At 72.2% G+C, this 16983-nt stretch carries 15 protein-coding genes; 10 read left to right on the plus strand and 5 right to left on the minus strand.

From position 1 onward, the window contains the following. Window positions 1-92 precede the first annotated feature (92 nt). Complete coding sequence (locus CRYAR_RS43705; RefSeq protein ID WP_051570995.1) at window positions 93-2435, plus strand: putative bifunctional diguanylate cyclase/phosphodiesterase; 2343 nt, start codon at window positions 93-95, stop codon at window positions 2433-2435. On the opposite strand, the gene CRYAR_RS26820 is transcribed toward CRYAR_RS43705, so the two are convergent. From CRYAR_RS26820 to CRYAR_RS26835, 3 genes are all read right to left on the minus strand, one after another. Beyond that, on the minus strand, window positions 2383-3876 hold the full coding sequence (locus CRYAR_RS26820; RefSeq protein ID WP_035856083.1) for a PAS domain-containing protein: 1494 nt from the start codon (window positions 3874-3876) through the stop codon (window positions 2383-2385). The two genes, CRYAR_RS43705 and CRYAR_RS26820, sit on opposite strands and share 53 nt — an antisense overlap. Before the next feature lie 99 nt (window positions 3877-3975). Continuing rightward, entirely contained in the window at window positions 3976-4287 is a 312-nt protein-coding gene (locus CRYAR_RS26825) for a hypothetical protein (protein ID WP_211247655.1), read from the minus strand. Window positions 4288-4340: 53 nt separating this feature from the next. After that, a complete protein-coding gene (locus CRYAR_RS26835; protein ID WP_035856092.1) occupies window positions 4341-5234 on the minus strand; it encodes a LysR family transcriptional regulator in 894 nt (297 codons plus the stop codon). 72 nt (window positions 5235-5306) lie between these two features. Here CRYAR_RS26835 and CRYAR_RS26840 point away from each other — a divergent pair, with 72 nt between their 5' ends. The 5 genes from CRYAR_RS26840 (at window position 5307) to CRYAR_RS26860 (ending at window position 10156) form a co-directional block, all read left to right on the plus strand. Further along, entirely contained in the window at window positions 5307-5963 is a 657-nt protein-coding gene (locus CRYAR_RS26840; RefSeq protein WP_035856095.1) for a cyclase family protein, read from the plus strand. A gap of 1 nt (window position 5964) precedes the next feature. Continuing rightward, window positions 5965-6243: a CBU_0592 family membrane protein gene (locus tag CRYAR_RS26845; protein WP_051570996.1), complete on the plus strand. Its 279-nt coding sequence runs from the start codon at window positions 5965-5967 to the stop codon at window positions 6241-6243. A 78-nt stretch (window positions 6244-6321) separates the two neighbouring features. Next, on the plus strand, window positions 6322-7209 hold the full coding sequence (locus CRYAR_RS26850; RefSeq protein WP_035856098.1) for a tyrosine-type recombinase/integrase: 888 nt from the start codon (window positions 6322-6324) through the stop codon (window positions 7207-7209). Between the two features lie 285 nt (window positions 7210-7494). Continuing rightward, window positions 7495-9021, plus strand: coding sequence for an OmpA family protein (locus CRYAR_RS50335; RefSeq protein ID WP_051570997.1), 1527 nt, complete (start codon window positions 7495-7497; stop codon window positions 9019-9021). A 148-nt stretch (window positions 9022-9169) separates the two neighbouring features. Further along, complete coding sequence (locus tag CRYAR_RS26860) at window positions 9170-10156, plus strand: IS481 family transposase (RefSeq protein WP_035856099.1); 987 nt, start codon at window positions 9170-9172, stop codon at window positions 10154-10156. On the opposite strand, the gene CRYAR_RS26865 is transcribed toward CRYAR_RS26860, so the two are convergent. Next, window positions 10153-10692 carry a DUF6318 family protein gene (locus CRYAR_RS26865; protein ID WP_035856102.1) on the minus strand — a complete coding sequence of 180 codons (540 nt, stop codon included), beginning with the start codon at window positions 10690-10692 and terminating at the stop codon, window positions 10153-10155. The genes CRYAR_RS26860 and CRYAR_RS26865 overlap by 4 nt on opposite strands. Before the next feature lie 314 nt (window positions 10693-11006). Between CRYAR_RS26865 and CRYAR_RS26870 the strand changes: the two genes are divergently transcribed. From CRYAR_RS26870 to CRYAR_RS47565, 3 genes are all read left to right on the plus strand, one after another. Then, window positions 11007-12839, plus strand: coding sequence for a substrate-binding and VWA domain-containing protein (locus CRYAR_RS26870; RefSeq protein ID WP_084700982.1), 1833 nt, complete (start codon window positions 11007-11009; stop codon window positions 12837-12839). Window positions 12840-13293: 454 nt separating this feature from the next. Then, window positions 13294-13491 (plus strand): DUF5999 family protein, encoded by a 198-nt coding sequence (locus CRYAR_RS26875; RefSeq protein ID WP_035866553.1) that lies wholly within the window; start codon window positions 13294-13296, stop codon window positions 13489-13491. 1396 nt (window positions 13492-14887) lie between these two features. Next, window positions 14888-15139 (plus strand): hypothetical protein, encoded by a 252-nt coding sequence (locus CRYAR_RS47565; RefSeq protein WP_157018083.1) that lies wholly within the window; start codon window positions 14888-14890, stop codon window positions 15137-15139. Between the two features lie 163 nt (window positions 15140-15302). Here CRYAR_RS47565 and CRYAR_RS26885 read toward each other — a convergent pair whose 3' ends face one another. Further along, window positions 15303-16196, minus strand: a complete 894-nt coding sequence (locus tag CRYAR_RS26885; protein WP_035856111.1) for an NAD(P)H-binding protein — start codon at window positions 16194-16196, stop codon at window positions 15303-15305. A 142-nt stretch (window positions 16197-16338) separates the two neighbouring features. Here CRYAR_RS26885 and CRYAR_RS26890 point away from each other — a divergent pair, with 142 nt between their 5' ends. Beyond that, a complete protein-coding gene (locus CRYAR_RS26890; RefSeq protein WP_035856114.1) occupies window positions 16339-16950 on the plus strand; it encodes a TetR/AcrR family transcriptional regulator in 612 nt (203 codons plus the stop codon). Window positions 16951-16983 lie beyond the last annotated feature (33 nt).

Raw genomic sequence — 16983 nt, forward strand, 5'->3', positions numbered from 1 at the left:
CGCGACCCGGCGGCCGGTTTCACGAAGTCGCCCCCGATTGCTGCCGATGCACCGGGTGACGTGTGTACGGCGATCGGGGAGAGGGGCGGCCCATGGCGCGTGCCGGACGCCCGGTCGGCCGTGCGGTCGCAACGCTGGTGTTGCTCTGTGTGCTGGTCTGCCTGCACGTCCCGGCCATCCGTACCGACTCGCTGTACAGCGCCACGATCATGCTGCTGACCGGCGGCGGAGCCGTGCTGCACGGCTGGACGGCCGCACGCGCGCGCGGACGAGCGCGGCGGGTGTGGGCGACGACGACGATCGCGCTCGCGTGCTGGGGGTACGCCGAGGTGTCGGTCGGGCTGCCGGCGGTCGCCACCGGCACCGCGCCCGAGCGGAGCCTGATCGCGAACGTGCTGAACCTGAGCGCGATGGTGTTCGCGGTCATCGGCATGCTCTCGATCCCCGGCGCGCCCCGCGACCGGTTCGCCCGCCTGAAGATGCTGCTCGACGGCGTCGTGGCCGCGACCGCGCTGGCCGGCGTCGTCTGGATGCTCATCCTGGAGCCGCTGATCCGGGTCAAAGGCTCGTCGCCGGCGTTCATGGACCTCGCCTATCCGGTGGGCGCCACCGGCATCCTGGCGGTCGGCGTCGTCCTGCTGGCCGGTCAGCCGATCCGGCAGTGGTCGGCGATGACGCTGATCACGACCGGCGTCACGGTGCTGACGATCGGCCTGCTGGTGGAGATCGGCGGCGAGATCACCGGCGACGGCTGGATCCGGCCGTGGGCGCTCGACGCCTACGTGGTCGCGGCCGTGTTGCTGGCGGTCTCCGCGCTGGCACCGCTGCCCGAGGACACCGAGCGCGCCTGGCAGGCCGCGGGCGGCGGCCTGCTGCCGTACGTCCCCGTGGGTGTCCTGTACCTGACCGCGAGCGGGTACATGCTGACCGGCCGCGCCCTCGAACCGCCGGTGATGTGGGCGATGATGATCATGACCGCGGGGGTGCTGGTCCGGCAGTTCCTCGCGCTGCAGTCCAACGCGCGGCTCACCGCGGACCTGGCCGCGCAGCGCGCCAAGCTGGTGTTCGAGGCGACGCACGACGCGCTGACCGCCCTGCCGAACCGGGCGATGCTCCAGCGCGCGCTGGCCGCGCTCCCCGGCGCCACCCGGGCCGGTGACCGGCCGCCGCCGGACGGGCCGCCGACGCTGCTGATGATCGACCTCGACGGCTTCAAGAGCGTCAACGACACGCTCGGGCACGCCGCCGGTGACCAGCTGCTGGTGGTGATCGCCGAGCGGATCCGCAGCGCGATCGAGCCGCTCGGCGACGTGGCACTGCCGGTCCGGCTCGGTGGCGACGAGTTCGCCGTGCTCCTGCACTCCGGCGGCGCCCCGGTCGCGGTCGAGCTGGCTCAGGACCTGGTGCTCGGCATCGGCACGCCGATGTCGCTGGACGGGCACCCGGCGACGGTCGGCGCGAGCATCGGCATCGCCGCGCACGGCCGGTCCGAGCGGATGCTGCACGACGCCGACGTCGCGCTCTACGAGGCCAAGGCCCGGGGCAAAGGCCACTACCGGCTCTTCGACGAGCGGCTCTCGGCCGCCGTCGCGGCCCGCCAGAGCCTGGAGGCCGACCTCGGCGGCGCCCTCGGCGGCGGCCAGCTGTCGCTGGTGTACCAGCCGCTGGTCGACCTGATGGCCGAGGAGGCGCCGCGCTGCGAGGCGCTGCTGCGCTGGGACCACCCGACCCGCGGGCGCCTGACCCCCGATGAGTTCCTCACCGCCGCCCAGCACGTCGGGCTGCTGCCCGCGCTGGACCGGTGGGTGCTCGGGACCGCGATCGCGCAGGTCGCGGCGTGGCGGCAGACCGACCCGGAGTTCGTGGTGAGCGTCAACGCGTCGGCCGCCTACCTGGCCTCGGGCACGCTCCCCCGGGACGTGCGCCGCGCGATGGAGCAGCACGGCCTGCCGGGCAGCGCACTGATCGTCGAGGTGACCGAGGGGTCGCTGATCGTCAACCTGGAGGCGGCCGCCGGGCTCCTGCGCGAGCTGCGTGAACTCGGCGTGCGGGTGGCGCTCGACGACTTCGGCGTCGGCTACTCGTCGCTGAACTACCTGCGTCAGCTCCCGGTGGACGTGGTGAAGCTCGACCGTTCGTTCACCAGCGAACTCGGCACCGGGCCGGACGCGGTGATCCTGGTCGACGGTGTGCTCGACCTGGCGTACCGGCTCGGCCTGGAGACCGTGGCCGAGGGCGTGGAGACCGCGGAGCAGGCCAGCCAGCTACGTGACCTGGGCTGCCGGTACGGGCAGGGGTTCTACTTCGGGGCGCCGGCTCCGCCCGTGGAACACCCGCCCCGGATCGAGAAGACCGCCGTGCATCCGGCCAATCCGGGCGGGGTCACTCCCGGTGCGGCCGGGCCGGCGGGCCGTCGACCGGAAGCCGCACGGTGAACGTCACGTCCGGGTGGTAGCGGGTCGACACCCGTACCGTCCCGCCGTGCGCCCGTACCACCGCCAGCGCCAGCCGGGGTCCCAGCGCGGCCTCGACCGGCGCCGACGGATCCGTCCCGGCGGCATCGTCGGAGAGCACACCGACGCCGATCAACGTGAGCTCCGCGATGCCCGGCTCACCCTTCAGCCGCACGTACACGTCCCCGCCGGCCACCGCCCCCAGCAGCGCGTCGACCGCGTCGCGCAGGCGCCCGGCGTCGCCCCGGAGCCGGAGCCGCTCGGGCCGGCCGACCCGCACCGACGCGCGGATCGACGGGCTCAGCGCCGCGACGGCGGCGGCCACGACCGCGACCAGGTCGAGCTCGGCGACCCGCAGACCGGCCCGGCCCTCCTCGAGCGCGGCGAGATCGAGCAGGTCGTCGCGGGCGGCGCGGGCGGCGGGCCCGTCGCGCTCGAACGCACGCAGCAGCGTCCGGAAGTCGTCGCGGCTGCGGTGCAGCTCCGAGGCCAGCTCCTCGGCCCGGCGCCGGGACAGGAAGTGTCCGACCTGATTGGCGATGCCGCCGAGCTGGGCGACCAGCCGTTCGCCGTTGTACTCGCGGTGGTCGGCGACGCAGGTGAGGACGCCGAGCACCCGCCGTCCGTCACGCACCGGCACCGAGACCGCCGCCCGCACCCCGACCGTGTGGGCGCGGCGGGCCCGGCCCGGGAAGTTGCTCGTCGGGACCTTGTCGGTGGAGAGCAGGTCGGGGATCCAGAGCGGTTCGCCGGTCTCCCAGACCGTGCCGCCGATCCCCCAGCCCCGCTCGATCGTCGGCGGGAGAAGCGCCTCGAGCGTGCGGCCCGGCGCGTCCCACTGCGCGGCCAGGCGCAGGACGTCGGCGACCTCGTCGACCAGCCAGAGCTGGGCGTGGGGCCAGCCGAGCGTGCCCGCGACCGCCCGGACCAGCGCCGGGCCGACGTCGGAGACCGTGGTGGCCTCGGCCAGCGCACGGGCCACGAGCCTCTCGCACCGGCGGAACCGGGTCGCGCGCTCGCGCAGCGTCGTGTCGCGGAACGCGGCGACCGCGCCGACCGTCCCGCCGTCGGGGGCCAGGACCGGCCGGGCGTTCACGTCGGCGTGGCGCGCCCTGCCGTCGGGGACGACGATCCGCACACTCAGGCCGTCCACGGTCTCGCCGCGCAGCGCCCGGTCCACCGGGTGGTGGACCGGGCCGAGCACGGTTCCCTCGGAGTCGGTGAGGCTCTCCCGGATCAGCCGCTCGACCGTGTGGTCGGCGTCGCTGAGCTGGTACAGCGCTCGCAGAGCGCGGTTCGCCCGCACCAGGCGGCCGGCGTCGTCGAACACCGCGACGCCGACCTGGAGCGTGTCGTAGAGCGCGGACGCGAATCCGTCGGGGCACACGACGCCGCCTTCGCGACGGATCCGGTCCGTTGCCATCGGAGGCCTTCCGCACGCAAATCGGTCAGATTCGATGCGAGCGTACGCGTCCGATCTGTACGCCACGGCCCCACGAGGACCTTTAGGACATACGGCTAACTACTTCTTCTTGGACGCCTTCTTGGCGCTCTTGCCCTTCTCGGCCACCGTGGTGTCGGGGTGACGCTTGACGGTGCTGTCCTTCACGAACTTGCCGGTGATCGCGCTGCGCTTCTGACCGCTGCTCTTCTTGCTCGACGACTTCTCGGCGACCGTCGTCTTCGGCTTCTTCTCGACGGTCTTCTTGTCGACGTACTCGCCGGTGACCGCGCTGCGGCCCTTCTTCACGCTGCTGGTGGTCTTCGCGCTCTTGGTGGCCTTCGTAGCCTTGGTGGCCTTCGTGCTCTTGGTGGCCGTCGCGGTCTTGGCCATGGGGGTTCTCCTCAGCATCGGGGGTTCTGCTGTTTTCTGCGTTACCCAATGGTTCACGCTGATGAACTCGCGGCTTTTGCCGTGATCGCCCGCAGCACGAGCCGCGCCGCCGGAGTGGGTTCGTGGCGGCCCGCTCGAGAGAGGACACCGATCCGGCGGACCCCGAGCGCCGGCGCGTCGAGGACCTTGACGCCGGGCGGCAGCTCGTCGGGCAGCGCGAGACCCGGCACGACGGCCGCCGCCAGCCCGGCCGCGACGAGCGCGATCGCGGCCGGGTACTCGAGCACCTCGTGCTCCCGGTCGAGCTCGACGCCGTGCTGGGCGCAGAGCCGGTCGAGCGCCGCGTGCACGGCCGTACCCGGCGGGCTGCCCACCCACGGCCGTCCGAACGCGGCGGTGAGGTCGGCACCCCAGTCGGGCGGGGTGAGGACGCGGAACGGATCGTCGAGCAGCCACGTGCCGCCGAGACCGGCGCGGTCGGCGTCGGCATAACTCTCGGTCGTGACCAGGTCGACGCCGCCGGCGCGGAGCGCGGCCAGCGCCGGCTCCGGGTCGAGTTCACGCACCGAGACACGGACGTGCGGGGTGGCCGCGTGCACGGCCGCCACGGCCGGCCCCACCAGGTGCTGGATCAGCGTCGGGAACGCGCCGATCACCACCCGGCCGGTGACGTGACCGGTCAACGCGGCCAGGTCGCGCTCGGCCTCGGCCAGCACGACGGCGAGGCGGGCCGCGTGGTCGGCCAGCAGCCGCCCGGCCGGGGTGAGCCCCACCGGCCGTCCGGCCCCGGACCGGTCGAGCAGCGTCACGCCGGTCTCGGACTCCAGGCGCGCGAGGTGCTGCGACACCGCGGACGGCGTCAGGTGCAGCACCTTCGCGGCGGCGAGGACACCGCCGGCGTCGGCGACCGCGCGCAGCACGGCGAGCCGGCGAGGATCGAGAGGCATTCAGTGACGCTACAGGGTTGGTGCAGAAATTGTCGTTACTACTACATGCCTCTCGACCGGCAGGATGACGTCATGAGCCTGATCGACCTCTCGCACGAAATCCGCGCCGGCATGACGACCTACCCGGGTCTGCCGGGGCCGGAGATCACCCCGCACCTCACCCGGGAAGCGTCCCGGGAGGTGTACGCGCCCGGGGTCGAGTTCGCGATCGACCGCATCACGATGGTCGGCAACACCGGCACGTACCTGGACGCGCCGTTCCACCGCTACGAGGGCGGAACCGACCTGGCCGGAGTACCGCTCACGTCGGTGGCGGACCTGCCGACCGTGGTCGTGCGGTGCACCGAGCGCGCGGTCGACGCGGCCGTCCTGTCCGCCGCGCTCGAATCATCGGTGCGGGGCCACGCCGTGCTGCTGCACACCGGGGGCGACCGGGGCTGGGGGACGCACGCGTACGCCGCGGACGCGCCGTACCTGTCCGAGGACGGCGCGCGGTTCCTGGTGGAGGCGGGCGCGGCGCTCGTCGGCATCGACAGCGTGAACATCGACCAGGTGACGCCGGAGGGGTTCCGGCCCGCGCACTCGCTGCTGCTCGCGGCCGAGATCCCGGTGCTGGAGCACCTCACGAACCTCGGCGCCGTACCCGACACCGGCGCGCGACTGCACGCCGCGCCGCCGCCGGTACGCAACTTCGGCACGTTCCCGGTGCGCGCCTACGTCGTGGTGTGACGTGGCCGAGGTCGCGGGGTGGGTCGGTGCGCTGGCGCTGCTGGCCGGGTACGCGCTGCTGTCGCTCGGGCGGATCCCGAGCGGCGGCCGCTACCACGTCTTCAACCTGGTCGGCGCGGCCGGCCTGATCGTCAACGGCGCGGCCCACGGCGCCTGGCCGTCGACGATGCTGAACGTGGTGTGGGTGGCGATCGGCGGGGTGGCCCTGGCCCGCCTGCACCGCCGCCCCGAGCCCGGGTCGCGCTGGCCGACGAGGCCGCGGCCGGAGCGCGCGCCGTGACGGAGGATCCACGATCGCGGGGCGTGAAGCGGCGTGTCGCCCTGTCGCCTTCTGTCTGGGCTTGTTATTTTAACGTCCATGTCGGAGTCGTCGTTCGCCACTGTGGACGCGTTGGTGGCCGCGGCCGGGGTCGGCCGGAGCCCGGCGCGGTTGCGTCAGCTGCGGTGGGTCGCCGGTGAGCTCGCGGTGTTCGTCGCCCAGCAAGCCGAGGCCGACACGTCGTTCCGGCGGCCGAGAGCACTGCGCGGGTGGTTCGATCCGGCGTTGATCGGCCCCTTCCTCGCCGCCGCCGACGCGGGCACGCTGCGGCGGCGCGGTTCGGCCGGGCGCCCCTCCGGGGACGCGACCCGCAGCGTCCGGCGCAGTTGCCTGCGGATCCTCGCCCGCCAGGCCGGGCTCGACGATCCGGTGCCGGACGAGGTGCCGCGCCCCGCTCCCCTGACCCGGGTGGACCCGGTGCCGGCCGGGATGGCGCTGGGTCATCTCGCGACCAGGGCGGACCGCACCCGGTCGGCGGGGGCCGTGCGCGCGGCCGCGATGGCGGCGGTGACACGCGAGCTGGGCCTGCGCACCGGGGAGATGGCGGCGCTCACACTGGCCGACGTCGACCTCGCGGCGGGAACGCTGACCTGGCGCCCGGCGGCACCGCGGTCGGGCCCGTCACCGGAGCCGCGCACCGCGACGCTGACCCGGGTCACGCTGGCCGCGCTGCGCGACTGGCTGGAGGTGCGGCCGGCGCTGGTGACGATGGCGCCGCGGTCGAAGGCGCTGTGGGTGTCGATCCGCGGCAACCACGACGGGTCGGGGGTGCGCCGTCCGCCGGGGATGCCGCTGCAGCCGAACGGCATCCGCCGGTCGCACGAGCGCGCGGTCAAGGACTGCAACGTGAACCTGGCCGGGGAGCCGGGGTACGAGCCACTCCCCCGGGTGCCGGGCCGCCTGCGTCCGGACGAGCCCGAGACCTGAGCCGTCCGCGAGGATTCCGCCACCGGCGCTCCGCAGACCGGAGCTGTTCGGGAGAGCTCCGTCGCCGGCGCCCCGTGGCCACGGAGCCCTCCCGAGGTGGAGCGCACCGACTGTCGCCGCCGCACCGGCGACAGCCGGCCGTGCGCTGCCAGGGCTCAGCTTTCCGACGCGGCGTTTCCTTCGGACATCCGAAGAGTTTCGGCGCTGCAACATCTCGAGCCCGGCGGCACGCCCCTCACCGCGGCGATACCGCACCATTTTGCCCATATACGTTACTTTCTATCCGTGTTCATACCTGCTCACGAACACCCGATCCGGGCGCTGGTCCGTGCGGCGGCGCTGCCGCTCGCGCTGGGAGCGGCGCTGACCTTCCCGACCGCGGCGACCGCCGAGCCACCCCCGGCACCCGGCCAGGCCGGCGGCCCGATGGCGGGTGAGCCTGTTGGCGGCCCGATGGCCGGTGAGCCCGCCGTCGAACCGATGGCCGGTGAGCCCGCCGTCGAACCGATGACCGGTGAGCCCGCCGTCGAACCGATGACCGAGCCGTGGGTCGAGCCGGCGCCCCCACCCGCACCGGACGAGCTCACCACCTCGCTCGGCCCGATCGGGCTCGCGCTCCCCGGGCAGCAGCTCACGCTGGTCGGCACGGGGTTCCGCCCCGGCGAGACCACGCAGGCCACCGCGGACCCGGCCACCGCGACCGCCACGGCGCTGGGCACCGCGATCGCGTCCGGCGCCGGCGAGGTCAGCCTCACGGTCACGCTCCCGACCGGCTTGGACGTCGGTGACCACACGGTCGTCCTGACCGGCGCCGAGGTGACCCGCACCCTGCACGTGCTCACCCCGCCGACCGCGCTCACCAGCAACGGGCCCGACGTCCAGGCCGTGGCCCTGCCGATCCCGGCCGGTGGCTGGGTGACACTGCTCGACGCCAAGGAGGAGCCGGTCACCCAGGTCAGCAGCCGCGACCAGGGCCTGTACTCGATCGACCCCTCCACCGGCCGGGTCACGTTCGCACCGAAGAGCATGTTCTGGGGCGCGGTGCGCCCGGTGCACTTCCGGATCTCCGACGCCGTCGGCCAGACCGTCCAGGGCACCTGGACGCCGGCCGTGGACGCCCGTCCGCTGCCCTCCGTCCGCACGGCGGAGCGCACGCTCACCGACGCGAGCGGCGGCACCGCCCGGATCGGCTGCACCGCCGGCCCGATCGCGGTGGTCACGTGCGAGGCCACGCTCACCGCGGTCGTCGGCAGCGAGGACGTCGTCCTGGGCACCGGTACCGGCCAGACCGCGACGCCGGTCGTCGGCACCCGGGTCGCGGACGTGACGCTGACCGAGCAGGGCCGCCGCCTGGCCGGGCGCCCCGGCGGCATCGCGGCCGAGGTCAGCGTGCGGATGTGGGTACCGGACCGGCCCGAACCGTTCGAGGCGACCGGCGAGACCGTGCTGACCGCGCTGACCGTGACCGCGCCGCGCACGATCCGCTATCCGGCCGGCGGCCTGGACGTGCCCGAGGCCGACCTGCCCTACCTCAACGCGCTGCGCTCCCGGCTGACCGACGTCACGGCCGTGACGTGCACCGGCGGCACCGACGACCAGGGTGACGCGGAGACCAACCGGCAGGTCGCCGAGGACCGCGCCCGCCGGGTCTGCGAGTACCTCACCGCCAACACGATCAGCGGCCAGGTGCGCGCGGTCGTGCGCAGCGTCGGCGAGGACGACCCGGTGGCCGACAACACGACCGAGGAGGGCCGCACCCGCAACCGCCGCGTCGAGATCGCGTTCAGCTACGCCGCGGAGCCGAGCAGCTAGGGCGTGACCTGCGAGCGAGATTCGCAGGCACGGCCTAGATGTTCTGTCCACGGACGTTGGTGACGGTGGGGTTGACGTGGCGGAGGACCTCCGGGCAGGTGTGTAGCTGCCAAGCACACACAGCCTGTCGGTCCACGGAGGTCCTCCAGTGCCCCACCGTAATGCCCCGCTGACCGAACTCGGACGCCTGCGGCTGGCCCGCTGCGTCGTCGATGACCGCTGGTCGTTGCGGCGAGCCGCCGACCGGTTCCAGGTCTCGCCCACCACAGCCGCGCGCTGGGCCGGCCGCTACCGCCGGCACGGTGCGGACGGTATGACCGACCGGTCCAGCCGTCCGTACCGATCCCCGGCCCGCACCGCCCGGCAGACCGAACGAAAGATCGTGAAGATCCGGGTCACCAAACGCCTCGGACCAGCACGCATCGCCGCCCGTCTCGGCCTGAACCCCGCCACGGTCCACCGCGTGCTGACCCGCTACCGGCTGCCGCGTCTGGCTCACCTCGACCGCGCCACCGGCGTCCGGGTCCGCCGTTACGAACGCGACGCGCCCGGCGACCTGATCCACGTCGACGTCAAGAAACTCGGCCGGATCCCCGACGGCGGCGGCCACCGCACCCGCGGCCGCTCCGCCGGCAGCCGCAACAAACGGGCCACCACCGGCGCCCGCAAGAACTGCCATCCGGTGATCGGCTATGCCTATCTGCACACCGCGATCGACGACCACTCCCGGCTGGCCTACACCGAAATCCTGACCGACGAACGCAAAGAGACCGCGACCGGCTTCTGGACCCGCGCCCTGGCCTACTTCACCTCCTGCGGGATCACCGTCGCCCGGGTCCTGACCGACAACGGCTCCTGCTACAAGTCCCGCCTCTGGGCCGACACCCTCACCCACGCCGGGATCGCCCACAAACGGACCCGGCCCTACCGGCCCCAAACCAACGGCAAAGTCGAACGATTCCACCGCACCCTGGCCGAGGAATGGGCCTACGCCCGCCCCTACCGATCAGAAGCAGAACGCCAGGGCGCATTCGCGCCCTGGCTGCACTTCTACAATCACCACCGCGGCCACACCGCCCTCGGCGGTCTACCACCCGCGACCCGCGTCACCAACCTCACGGGACAGAACACCTAGATCAGTTGCTCGGCGGCGTCGACGCCGCGGACCACCCAGGTCTTGCCGTTCCACAGCACCCGGATGTCGCAGTCGGCGAAGCTCTTGCCGTCCAGCCGGCCCCGGGGCTGGCCGAGCGGGCTGGTACCCGACCGCGGGCTGCGGTCGTAAGACACCGCGACCGTCATGACCTGGCCGGCGAAGTTCTCGATCGTGTTCGCCTCACGCACGGTGTAGACGCCGCCCTGCAACGACCCGCCGTCGTTGTAGTTGTCCTGGATGACGCCGATCGCGGCGGTGCACTCGGTGCACTTGGGGTCGCTGACCGTCCGCAGCAGTTCGACGTCGCCGGTCTGCACGCCGTAGCTGAGCACCGAGAACCAGTACTCGGTGAACGCGGACGCGCCGACCTGGTCGTGCTGCCCGGCCTCGGGCGACGGCGCGGGTGGCGTCGGCTTCGCGCTGGAGGGTGCCGCCGACGGTTCGATCACCGGGCCGGAGCCGGAGTCGGAGGAACACGCGGTCAGCGCGGCCACGACGAGGCTCGCGGCGGCCACGACTCGCGCTGTCCGGGCAGCACGTATCGCACCACCCCGTCTGCCGATCACGCCCGGAAGATTAACCCGCCGATAACCGCGAGTGGCGTGTGTTCGCACGAACTGCGCCCGCTATCAGCTCATTCCCACGGGAACTCCCGAAAACTGTGACCTCCGCGTGACACACGCTGTTTTCAATCGGGAGAAATTCCCACAATGGGTAATCACGGAATTGCTCTCCGAAGTTGACGCAGCGTTCTGACAGTCTCTACTGCCAGTAAAGCTACTGATGCGTAGACTCCGGCCACGAGGCCTCGGAGTGGAGGACAGCGCACATGGCAACCGGGCGGTTCCGCCGACTCCAAGCATCGCGTCGCAAGGAGCTCGAGGCGGAGGCCGCCTCGCAGACGCCACCGCGCTCCGGCCGGGTGGCCCCGTGGATGGTCGCCGGCGTCGTCGCCGTCCTGGTCTTCTGCGGAGTCACCGCCGGCTACGTCGTGGCTGCTCGCGCCGGTTGTGACGGCACGCCGACCACGCTCTCCGTCGTCGTCTCGCCCGACCAGGTGGACGTCGTCCGCAAGACGGCCGCGGCCTGGCAGGACGGGAAACCCTCTGTCGACGGCCGGTGCGCGCGGATCCAGGTCACCGGTGGGGCGTCCCGCGACGTCGCGGCCGCGCTCAGCCCCGACCAGGAGCCCGGCGGCCAGGACGAGACCGCCCGCCCGGACGTCTGGATCCCGGAGTCCAACAGCTGGGTGCTCTCCGCCGCCCGCCGCCAGGACGTCGCGGCGATGGTGAGCGGGCAGCGCACGAGCGTCGCCACCTCGCCGGTCGTGATGGCCGTGCCGCGCCCGATGGCCGAGGCGCTCGGCTGGCCGGCCACGCAGGTCTCCTGGTCGGACTTCGTCGGCATGCACTTCCTGAAGAAGACGTGGAAGAACTACGGCCACCCGGAGTGGGGCGGCATCCGGCTCGGCATGACCGAGCCGACGACCTCCACCGCGGGCCTGCTCAGCCTGGTGCCGATCTCCGACCGGAACGGCGACGACACGATCTCGCTCGACGAGGCGAAGGCACTGCTGGTGTTCAGCCGGTCGGTCACCGACCGCCAGGCCGACAGCGCCCCGTTCTACCAGGCCTTACGCAGCGCGCCCACCGAGATCGCCGCGATGAGGACGATCAGCGCGTTCCCGTCGCTGGAGCACGACCTGGCCACGTACAACGCCGGCGACCCGGCCGTGAAGCTCGTGCCGCTCTACCCGGGCGAGGGCACGGTCTTCGCCGACTACCCGTACACGATCCTGAACGCGTCCTGGGTCGACTCGTTCCGCCGGCAGGTGGCACTGGAGTTCCAGGAGTTCCTGCAGACGAGCACCGCGCAGCGCATCTACGGCGACGCCGGGTATCGCGCCCCCGACAAGTCCACCCGGTACGCCGAGGGCACGCTCGGCGAGCTGGGCTTCTCCGACCAGGTGGGCGCGATCGCCCGCACCGTCGGGTCCGCCGACACCGTCGACCGCACGATCGTCTACTGGACCGCGCTCGAACGCACCACGACGTTCCTCGCGGTCGTCGACACGTCCGGGTCGATGGTCGAACCACTCGGCGCCAAGACACGCATGCAGGTCGTCCAGGAAGCCGCGATCAAGGCGATCTCGCTCTTCGACGACGACTCGCACGTCGGCCTCTGGCAGTTCTCCACGAACCTGATCGGCAACCAGGACTGGCGGCAGGTCATGCCGCTGACCCGGGCCGGGTCGAAGGACGCGGCGACCGGGAAGCCGTTCCGGGAGGTCGGCATCCAGAAGGTGCTCGCCCTGCGCCCCGGGGGTAACACCGGCCTCTACGACACCGTCCTGGCCGCCTACAAGTACATGCAGAAGAACTGGCAACCCCGCCAGCTCAACCTCGTCGTCGTGCTCACCGACGGGCGCAACCAGGACGACAACGGCATCAGCCGCGCGTCGCTGCTCGGCCAGCTGCGCTCGATCCGCCAGCCCGACCGACCGGTGCAGGTCATCACGCTGGGTCTCGGCGACAGCGTTGACGAATCCGAGCTCCGCCAGATCTCCAACGCCACCGGCGGCAAGTCCTACAAAGCCAAGGATGCCGACGACCTGGAGCGGCTGTGGCTCGCGACGATCCTCGGCGAGTCGCCACCCAAGTAGCCGTTCGGCTAGGGCCGAGGGGGCCGGACAGCGCCGAAACTCGGGACGCTGGAATGGGGTGTCCCGCTCCCTCGTTACCTCATCCGGCGTGGCATCGTTAGAGCCATCGGAAATGGCGCAGGTCACAGAGAGCAGGGGTGCGCGGATCGGTCACGGTCCGCACGCTTCGGTCAACTCTGCGGGATCCCTCTCGAAGAAATCCCCCATTTCGGTGCGTTTCGCCTCGCGTTATCCACAACCGATGGGCAGTTCGCGAAGTGTTTTCAATTCGTTGCCCACAACTCGGCCCATCCGGGCGATGTTTGGAGTTGCGGTGAGGGACCATGATGTGAGGGAAACCACAGGTTCGACGACGAGCCGCACCGCACCACCGGCACCACGGAAAGACCCCAGCATGGCACCGCAATTGATGTCCAACCTGAACAATCAGTACATTCTGACCGGAGACCCTTCGATGTGCCCGCATGAGCCGAAGTGCCCTTCATTCGAAGCCCCTGACCGGGACGCCGCGTCGATCCTCGCCGCGCACCCCGTCCAGGGTTGGAGCCTGCTCTGCAACGGCGTGATCGTTTTCGAAGACACCGGTGAGCTGCTGCCCGACGGCCGCTGCGTCGACCCGTGTCGACCGGAACCCGCACACGCCGCCGCCTAGCTCACCCGGGCGGCGCCGAAGCCGCCCGTAACCCCCGGTGGCAGGTCGTCTCCCCGAACCACGGGGTCTCCCCGCCGCCGGTCCACCCACGGCGGCCGCCGCATCCTCCGGCGCGCGTCCTCACCCGATCCGCGCGTCGCCCGGCCCACCCGGCCGGGTCCGGCGCCCGCCGCCCATGACTCTTCCCGCATCGCCCGGCAACCTCCGGCGCCGATGCCCCCCACCCGCACGCCCCGGCTGACGTCCCAGCGTGACTCCGCCCGGGGTGACGGCACGCGGAGTTCGTAGCGGCGGCTCGCCCAGGAGCGGCCATCACGGCCAGTGCGCCGGATCCCGGCCTCCTGGACGCCGCGATGGAGTGGTCGCGGAGCAGCACCGGCGCAGGGCTCCCGGTGGGTGACGCCGGCCGCCTCCCTCGTGGCGTTCATTCCGTCGGCGAACCCGACCGGCGAGCCCTGCCCCTCGGCGATCCGGTCGGTGAAGATCGTTCCGACGACGGCGGACGGTGTTGAGCGCACCGCGGACCATCCCGCTGCGCTCGCGCGGTACCTCGGCCGACACCGCCGAGCGCTCGCCGGAAGCACGCAACCGACGCCGAGCCCGGTCCTGAGCAGCCCCGATCCGGGCCCGCAGCAGGCCACCGGCGGCGATCAGGAGCGACCGAGGCCGACGCCCAACACGAAGCAACCGGCGACGCCCGCCTCGGAGCGATCGGCCAAGGACCCAACGCGGAGCGACCCGGCCGACGAACCAACGCGAAGCGACCGACCGACGCCCAGCGCGAAAGCGACCGGCCGACGAACCAACGCGAAGCGACCGCCCAACGACCCAGCGCGAAGCGACCGACCGACGCCCAGCGCGAAAGTGGCCGGCCGACGCCCAGCGCGTAGCGACCGGCCGACGCCCCGACGCGAAGCGATCTTCTGCAGTGACCGGCCGGTAGACGTGCCGACGACCAGGGCGGCGGCCATCGGGATGCCGCCGGAGAGAACCGGCGTCGACCTGACTGCAGCCGACCACCTGCTGCCGCCAGACTGCGCTGAAGGGCAGGAACCCTGAACGCGGCCGCCGGGTGAGGAACGCGGCGACGATGAGGCAGGTCGACGCCGGAACCTCGGCGCCCGGAACTCCGTCACCCCGCGCATCATGAACCGGCCCGCGCTCGGGCAGATCGGCACATCGACCAGGAAACACCCAGCGCCGGCCGAGGTGCTCAGAGAGCAGCCCGGCGAGCGACCCGGCCACGGCGCCGTTGACCGCGCCCCAGCCGCCGAAGCCGATCAGCCACGTGCGGCGGCAGCCGAACCGGTCGGCGGCGAACCGGTCGGCGGGCACCCGGGGCGGCCAGAGACCGGGCGTAGCCGTCGAGAACCCATCCGAGCTCGGCGTGATCCGGGTGAGTGACGCATGCGCTGCGGATCAACGGCCAAGCCAGGTACCGGTAGATCGGCGCGGTGCCGACATCTCCGATCAAACGCTCACCCGGCGGTACCGCCGACTGCGCACCGAGATCGGCTGCGCCGGCCGGGAGACCCTGGTGCTGCAGAAGCTGACCCGGCCCTCGCGGATGACCTCGGTCGACGTGCACGGCGTGGTCCACCAGCTCGTCGGCGGCGTGGTCGGCCGAACGTCCACGACGTCGCGCTGACATCACCACCGCGGACACACCGCCGCTGGAGGCGCTCACCTGCGACGGTCGGCTCGGCTACGCGGAGCCGGCGGCCACCACCGGGCCGACGACCATCCCGGCCATCGGCCGGGTCCGCCGGACGTCGTGGAGCGGATCGGGTCGGAACCCCTGCTGCGCGACGTCAAGCCGCTCGGCGCGGTGCGGTGACCGCGGGGTAGTGCTTCTCGAGGAACTCGCGGTAGCCGGTGGGCCGGTACCCGATGAGTCGCTCCAGATCGCCGGTGTCCTGGCTGAACGAGCCGAGGCCGACGCCGACGACCCAGGCCGTCAGGAACTCGGCCACCGGCCGGGGCAGGTCGTTCCGGAGGTAGGTGTCGAGGTACTCGTCCGCCCCGACGGTGACGTACGGAACCGTGGTGCCGTGGATCTCGCTCAACGTGGCGGCGATCTCCCGGAACGACGCCGCCTCGCTCCCGTTCAGCGTGTAGGTCGTGTTCTCGTGGCCCTCCCCGGTGAGCACGGCCACGTTGGCCGCGGCGAGATCGTGCACCAGCGCCGGCGCCATCGTGCCCTCACCCGGGGGCACGCGCACTCCCTGCGCGTACGGGTCGGCGCCGAGGTAGACGTCGAGGTGGTCGAGGTACATCGGGTTGCGCAGGATGGTGTAGGTCAACCCGGAGGCGCGGAGGGCGTGCTCGGCGAAGACGTCGGACTCGGTGACTCCCACCTGCGTGATGCCGAGCGTCTCGTCGCGTTGGATCGCGGTGTAGATCACGTGCTCGACGCCGGCCTGTTTCGCCGCGGCGATGGCCGTGAAGTGCTGGGCGTTGCGGTCGGTGAACGCTTCCGCCGAGACGAGCAGGAGCTTGTCGACGCCGTCGAAGGCACGCACCAGCGACGCGTGGTCGAAGTAGTCGCCCCGGCGGATGTCCACACCTCGCTCGGCCAGGTCGGCCGCTCGGGCGGGGGTGCGGGCGAGCCCGGCCAACCGGTCGGCGGGCAGGCGCTCGAGGAGGAGTTCCAGTGTCCGGCGGCCCAGGTTGCCGGTAGCGCCGGTGACGAGCAGCTTTCCCATGCGTCGATTCCTGTTCTGTGGTTCGGTCGGCGTCTCAACAATGATGCCCATCATCATTGTTCATCAAGGCGGCCGGGGCAACAATGATGAGGAGTATCATCGATACCGGGAGTGACACCGTCCGCCGCGGGAGGAGACTCACGTGCCCCGACTCACGCCGGAGCAGAAGCAGCGCAACCACGACCGGATCGTCGAGGCCGCAGGCCGCGGATTCCGAGCCCGGGGAGTCGACGGGATCGGCATCGCTGATCTGATGAAGGCCGCCGAGATGACGCACGGCGGCTTCTACAACCACTTCGGATCCAAGGACGACCTCACGCGGGAGGTCATCCGGCAGGGCTTCGCCAGTTCCCTCACGGCCCTGGCCGACATTCGCGACGAACATCCCGGCTCGGCCCGGGCGGCCCTGGATCACCTGGTCGACCAGTACCTGTCGGTGCTGCACCGCGACCATCCCGAAGACGGCTGCGCGTCCGCCGCCCTGGTCACGGACACCGGACGCGACGACGTCGCGACCCAGGCCGAGTACCAGCAGGGGCTCGAGGGCTTCTTCCGCGCGATCACCGACATGATGCTCGAGAACGCCCGCCAGTCCGGCACCGGGCTGACCACCGCGTCCGCCCGCGAACAGGCCATCGCGCTCTTCAGCCAGCTGGTCGGCGCGCTCGTCCTCGCGCGAGCGGTCGCCAAGTCGTCCCCCGACCGGGCGGACGAGATCCTCGCGGCGAATCGCACCCGGCTCACGCAAGCCTGACGCCCGGAGGGCAACGATCGTCTCGGCCGGGCC

The organism is Cryptosporangium arvum DSM 44712, assembly GCF_000585375.1.
Taxonomy (GTDB): domain Bacteria; phylum Actinomycetota; class Actinomycetes; order Mycobacteriales; family Cryptosporangiaceae; genus Cryptosporangium; species Cryptosporangium arvum.

Coding starts and splice junctions, on each gene's coding strand:
- CRYAR_RS26850 (WP_035856098.1), top strand. CDS start 6,322: ATGTCGGAGTCGTCGTTCGCCACTGTGGACGCGTTGGTGGCCGCGGCC.
- CRYAR_RS26825 (WP_211247655.1), bottom strand. CDS start 4,287: ATGGCCAAGACCGCGACGGCCACCAAGAGCACGAAGGCCACCAAGGCT.
- CRYAR_RS26835 (WP_035856092.1), bottom strand. CDS start 5,234: ATGCCTCTCGATCCTCGCCGGCTCGCCGTGCTGCGCGCGGTCGCCGAC.
- CRYAR_RS43705 (WP_051570995.1), top strand. CDS start 93: ATGGCGCGTGCCGGACGCCCGGTCGGCCGTGCGGTCGCAACGCTGGTG.
- CRYAR_RS26870 (WP_084700982.1), top strand. CDS start 11,007: ATGGCAACCGGGCGGTTCCGCCGACTCCAAGCATCGCGTCGCAAGGAG.
- CRYAR_RS26820 (WP_035856083.1), bottom strand. CDS start 3,876: ATGGCAACGGACCGGATCCGTCGCGAAGGCGGCGTCGTGTGCCCCGAC.
- CRYAR_RS26875 (WP_035866553.1), top strand. CDS start 13,294: ATGTGCCCGCATGAGCCGAAGTGCCCTTCATTCGAAGCCCCTGACCGG.
- CRYAR_RS26840 (WP_035856095.1), top strand. CDS start 5,307: ATGAGCCTGATCGACCTCTCGCACGAAATCCGCGCCGGCATGACGACC.
- CRYAR_RS26885 (WP_035856111.1), bottom strand. CDS start 16,196: ATGGGAAAGCTGCTCGTCACCGGCGCTACCGGCAACCTGGGCCGCCGG.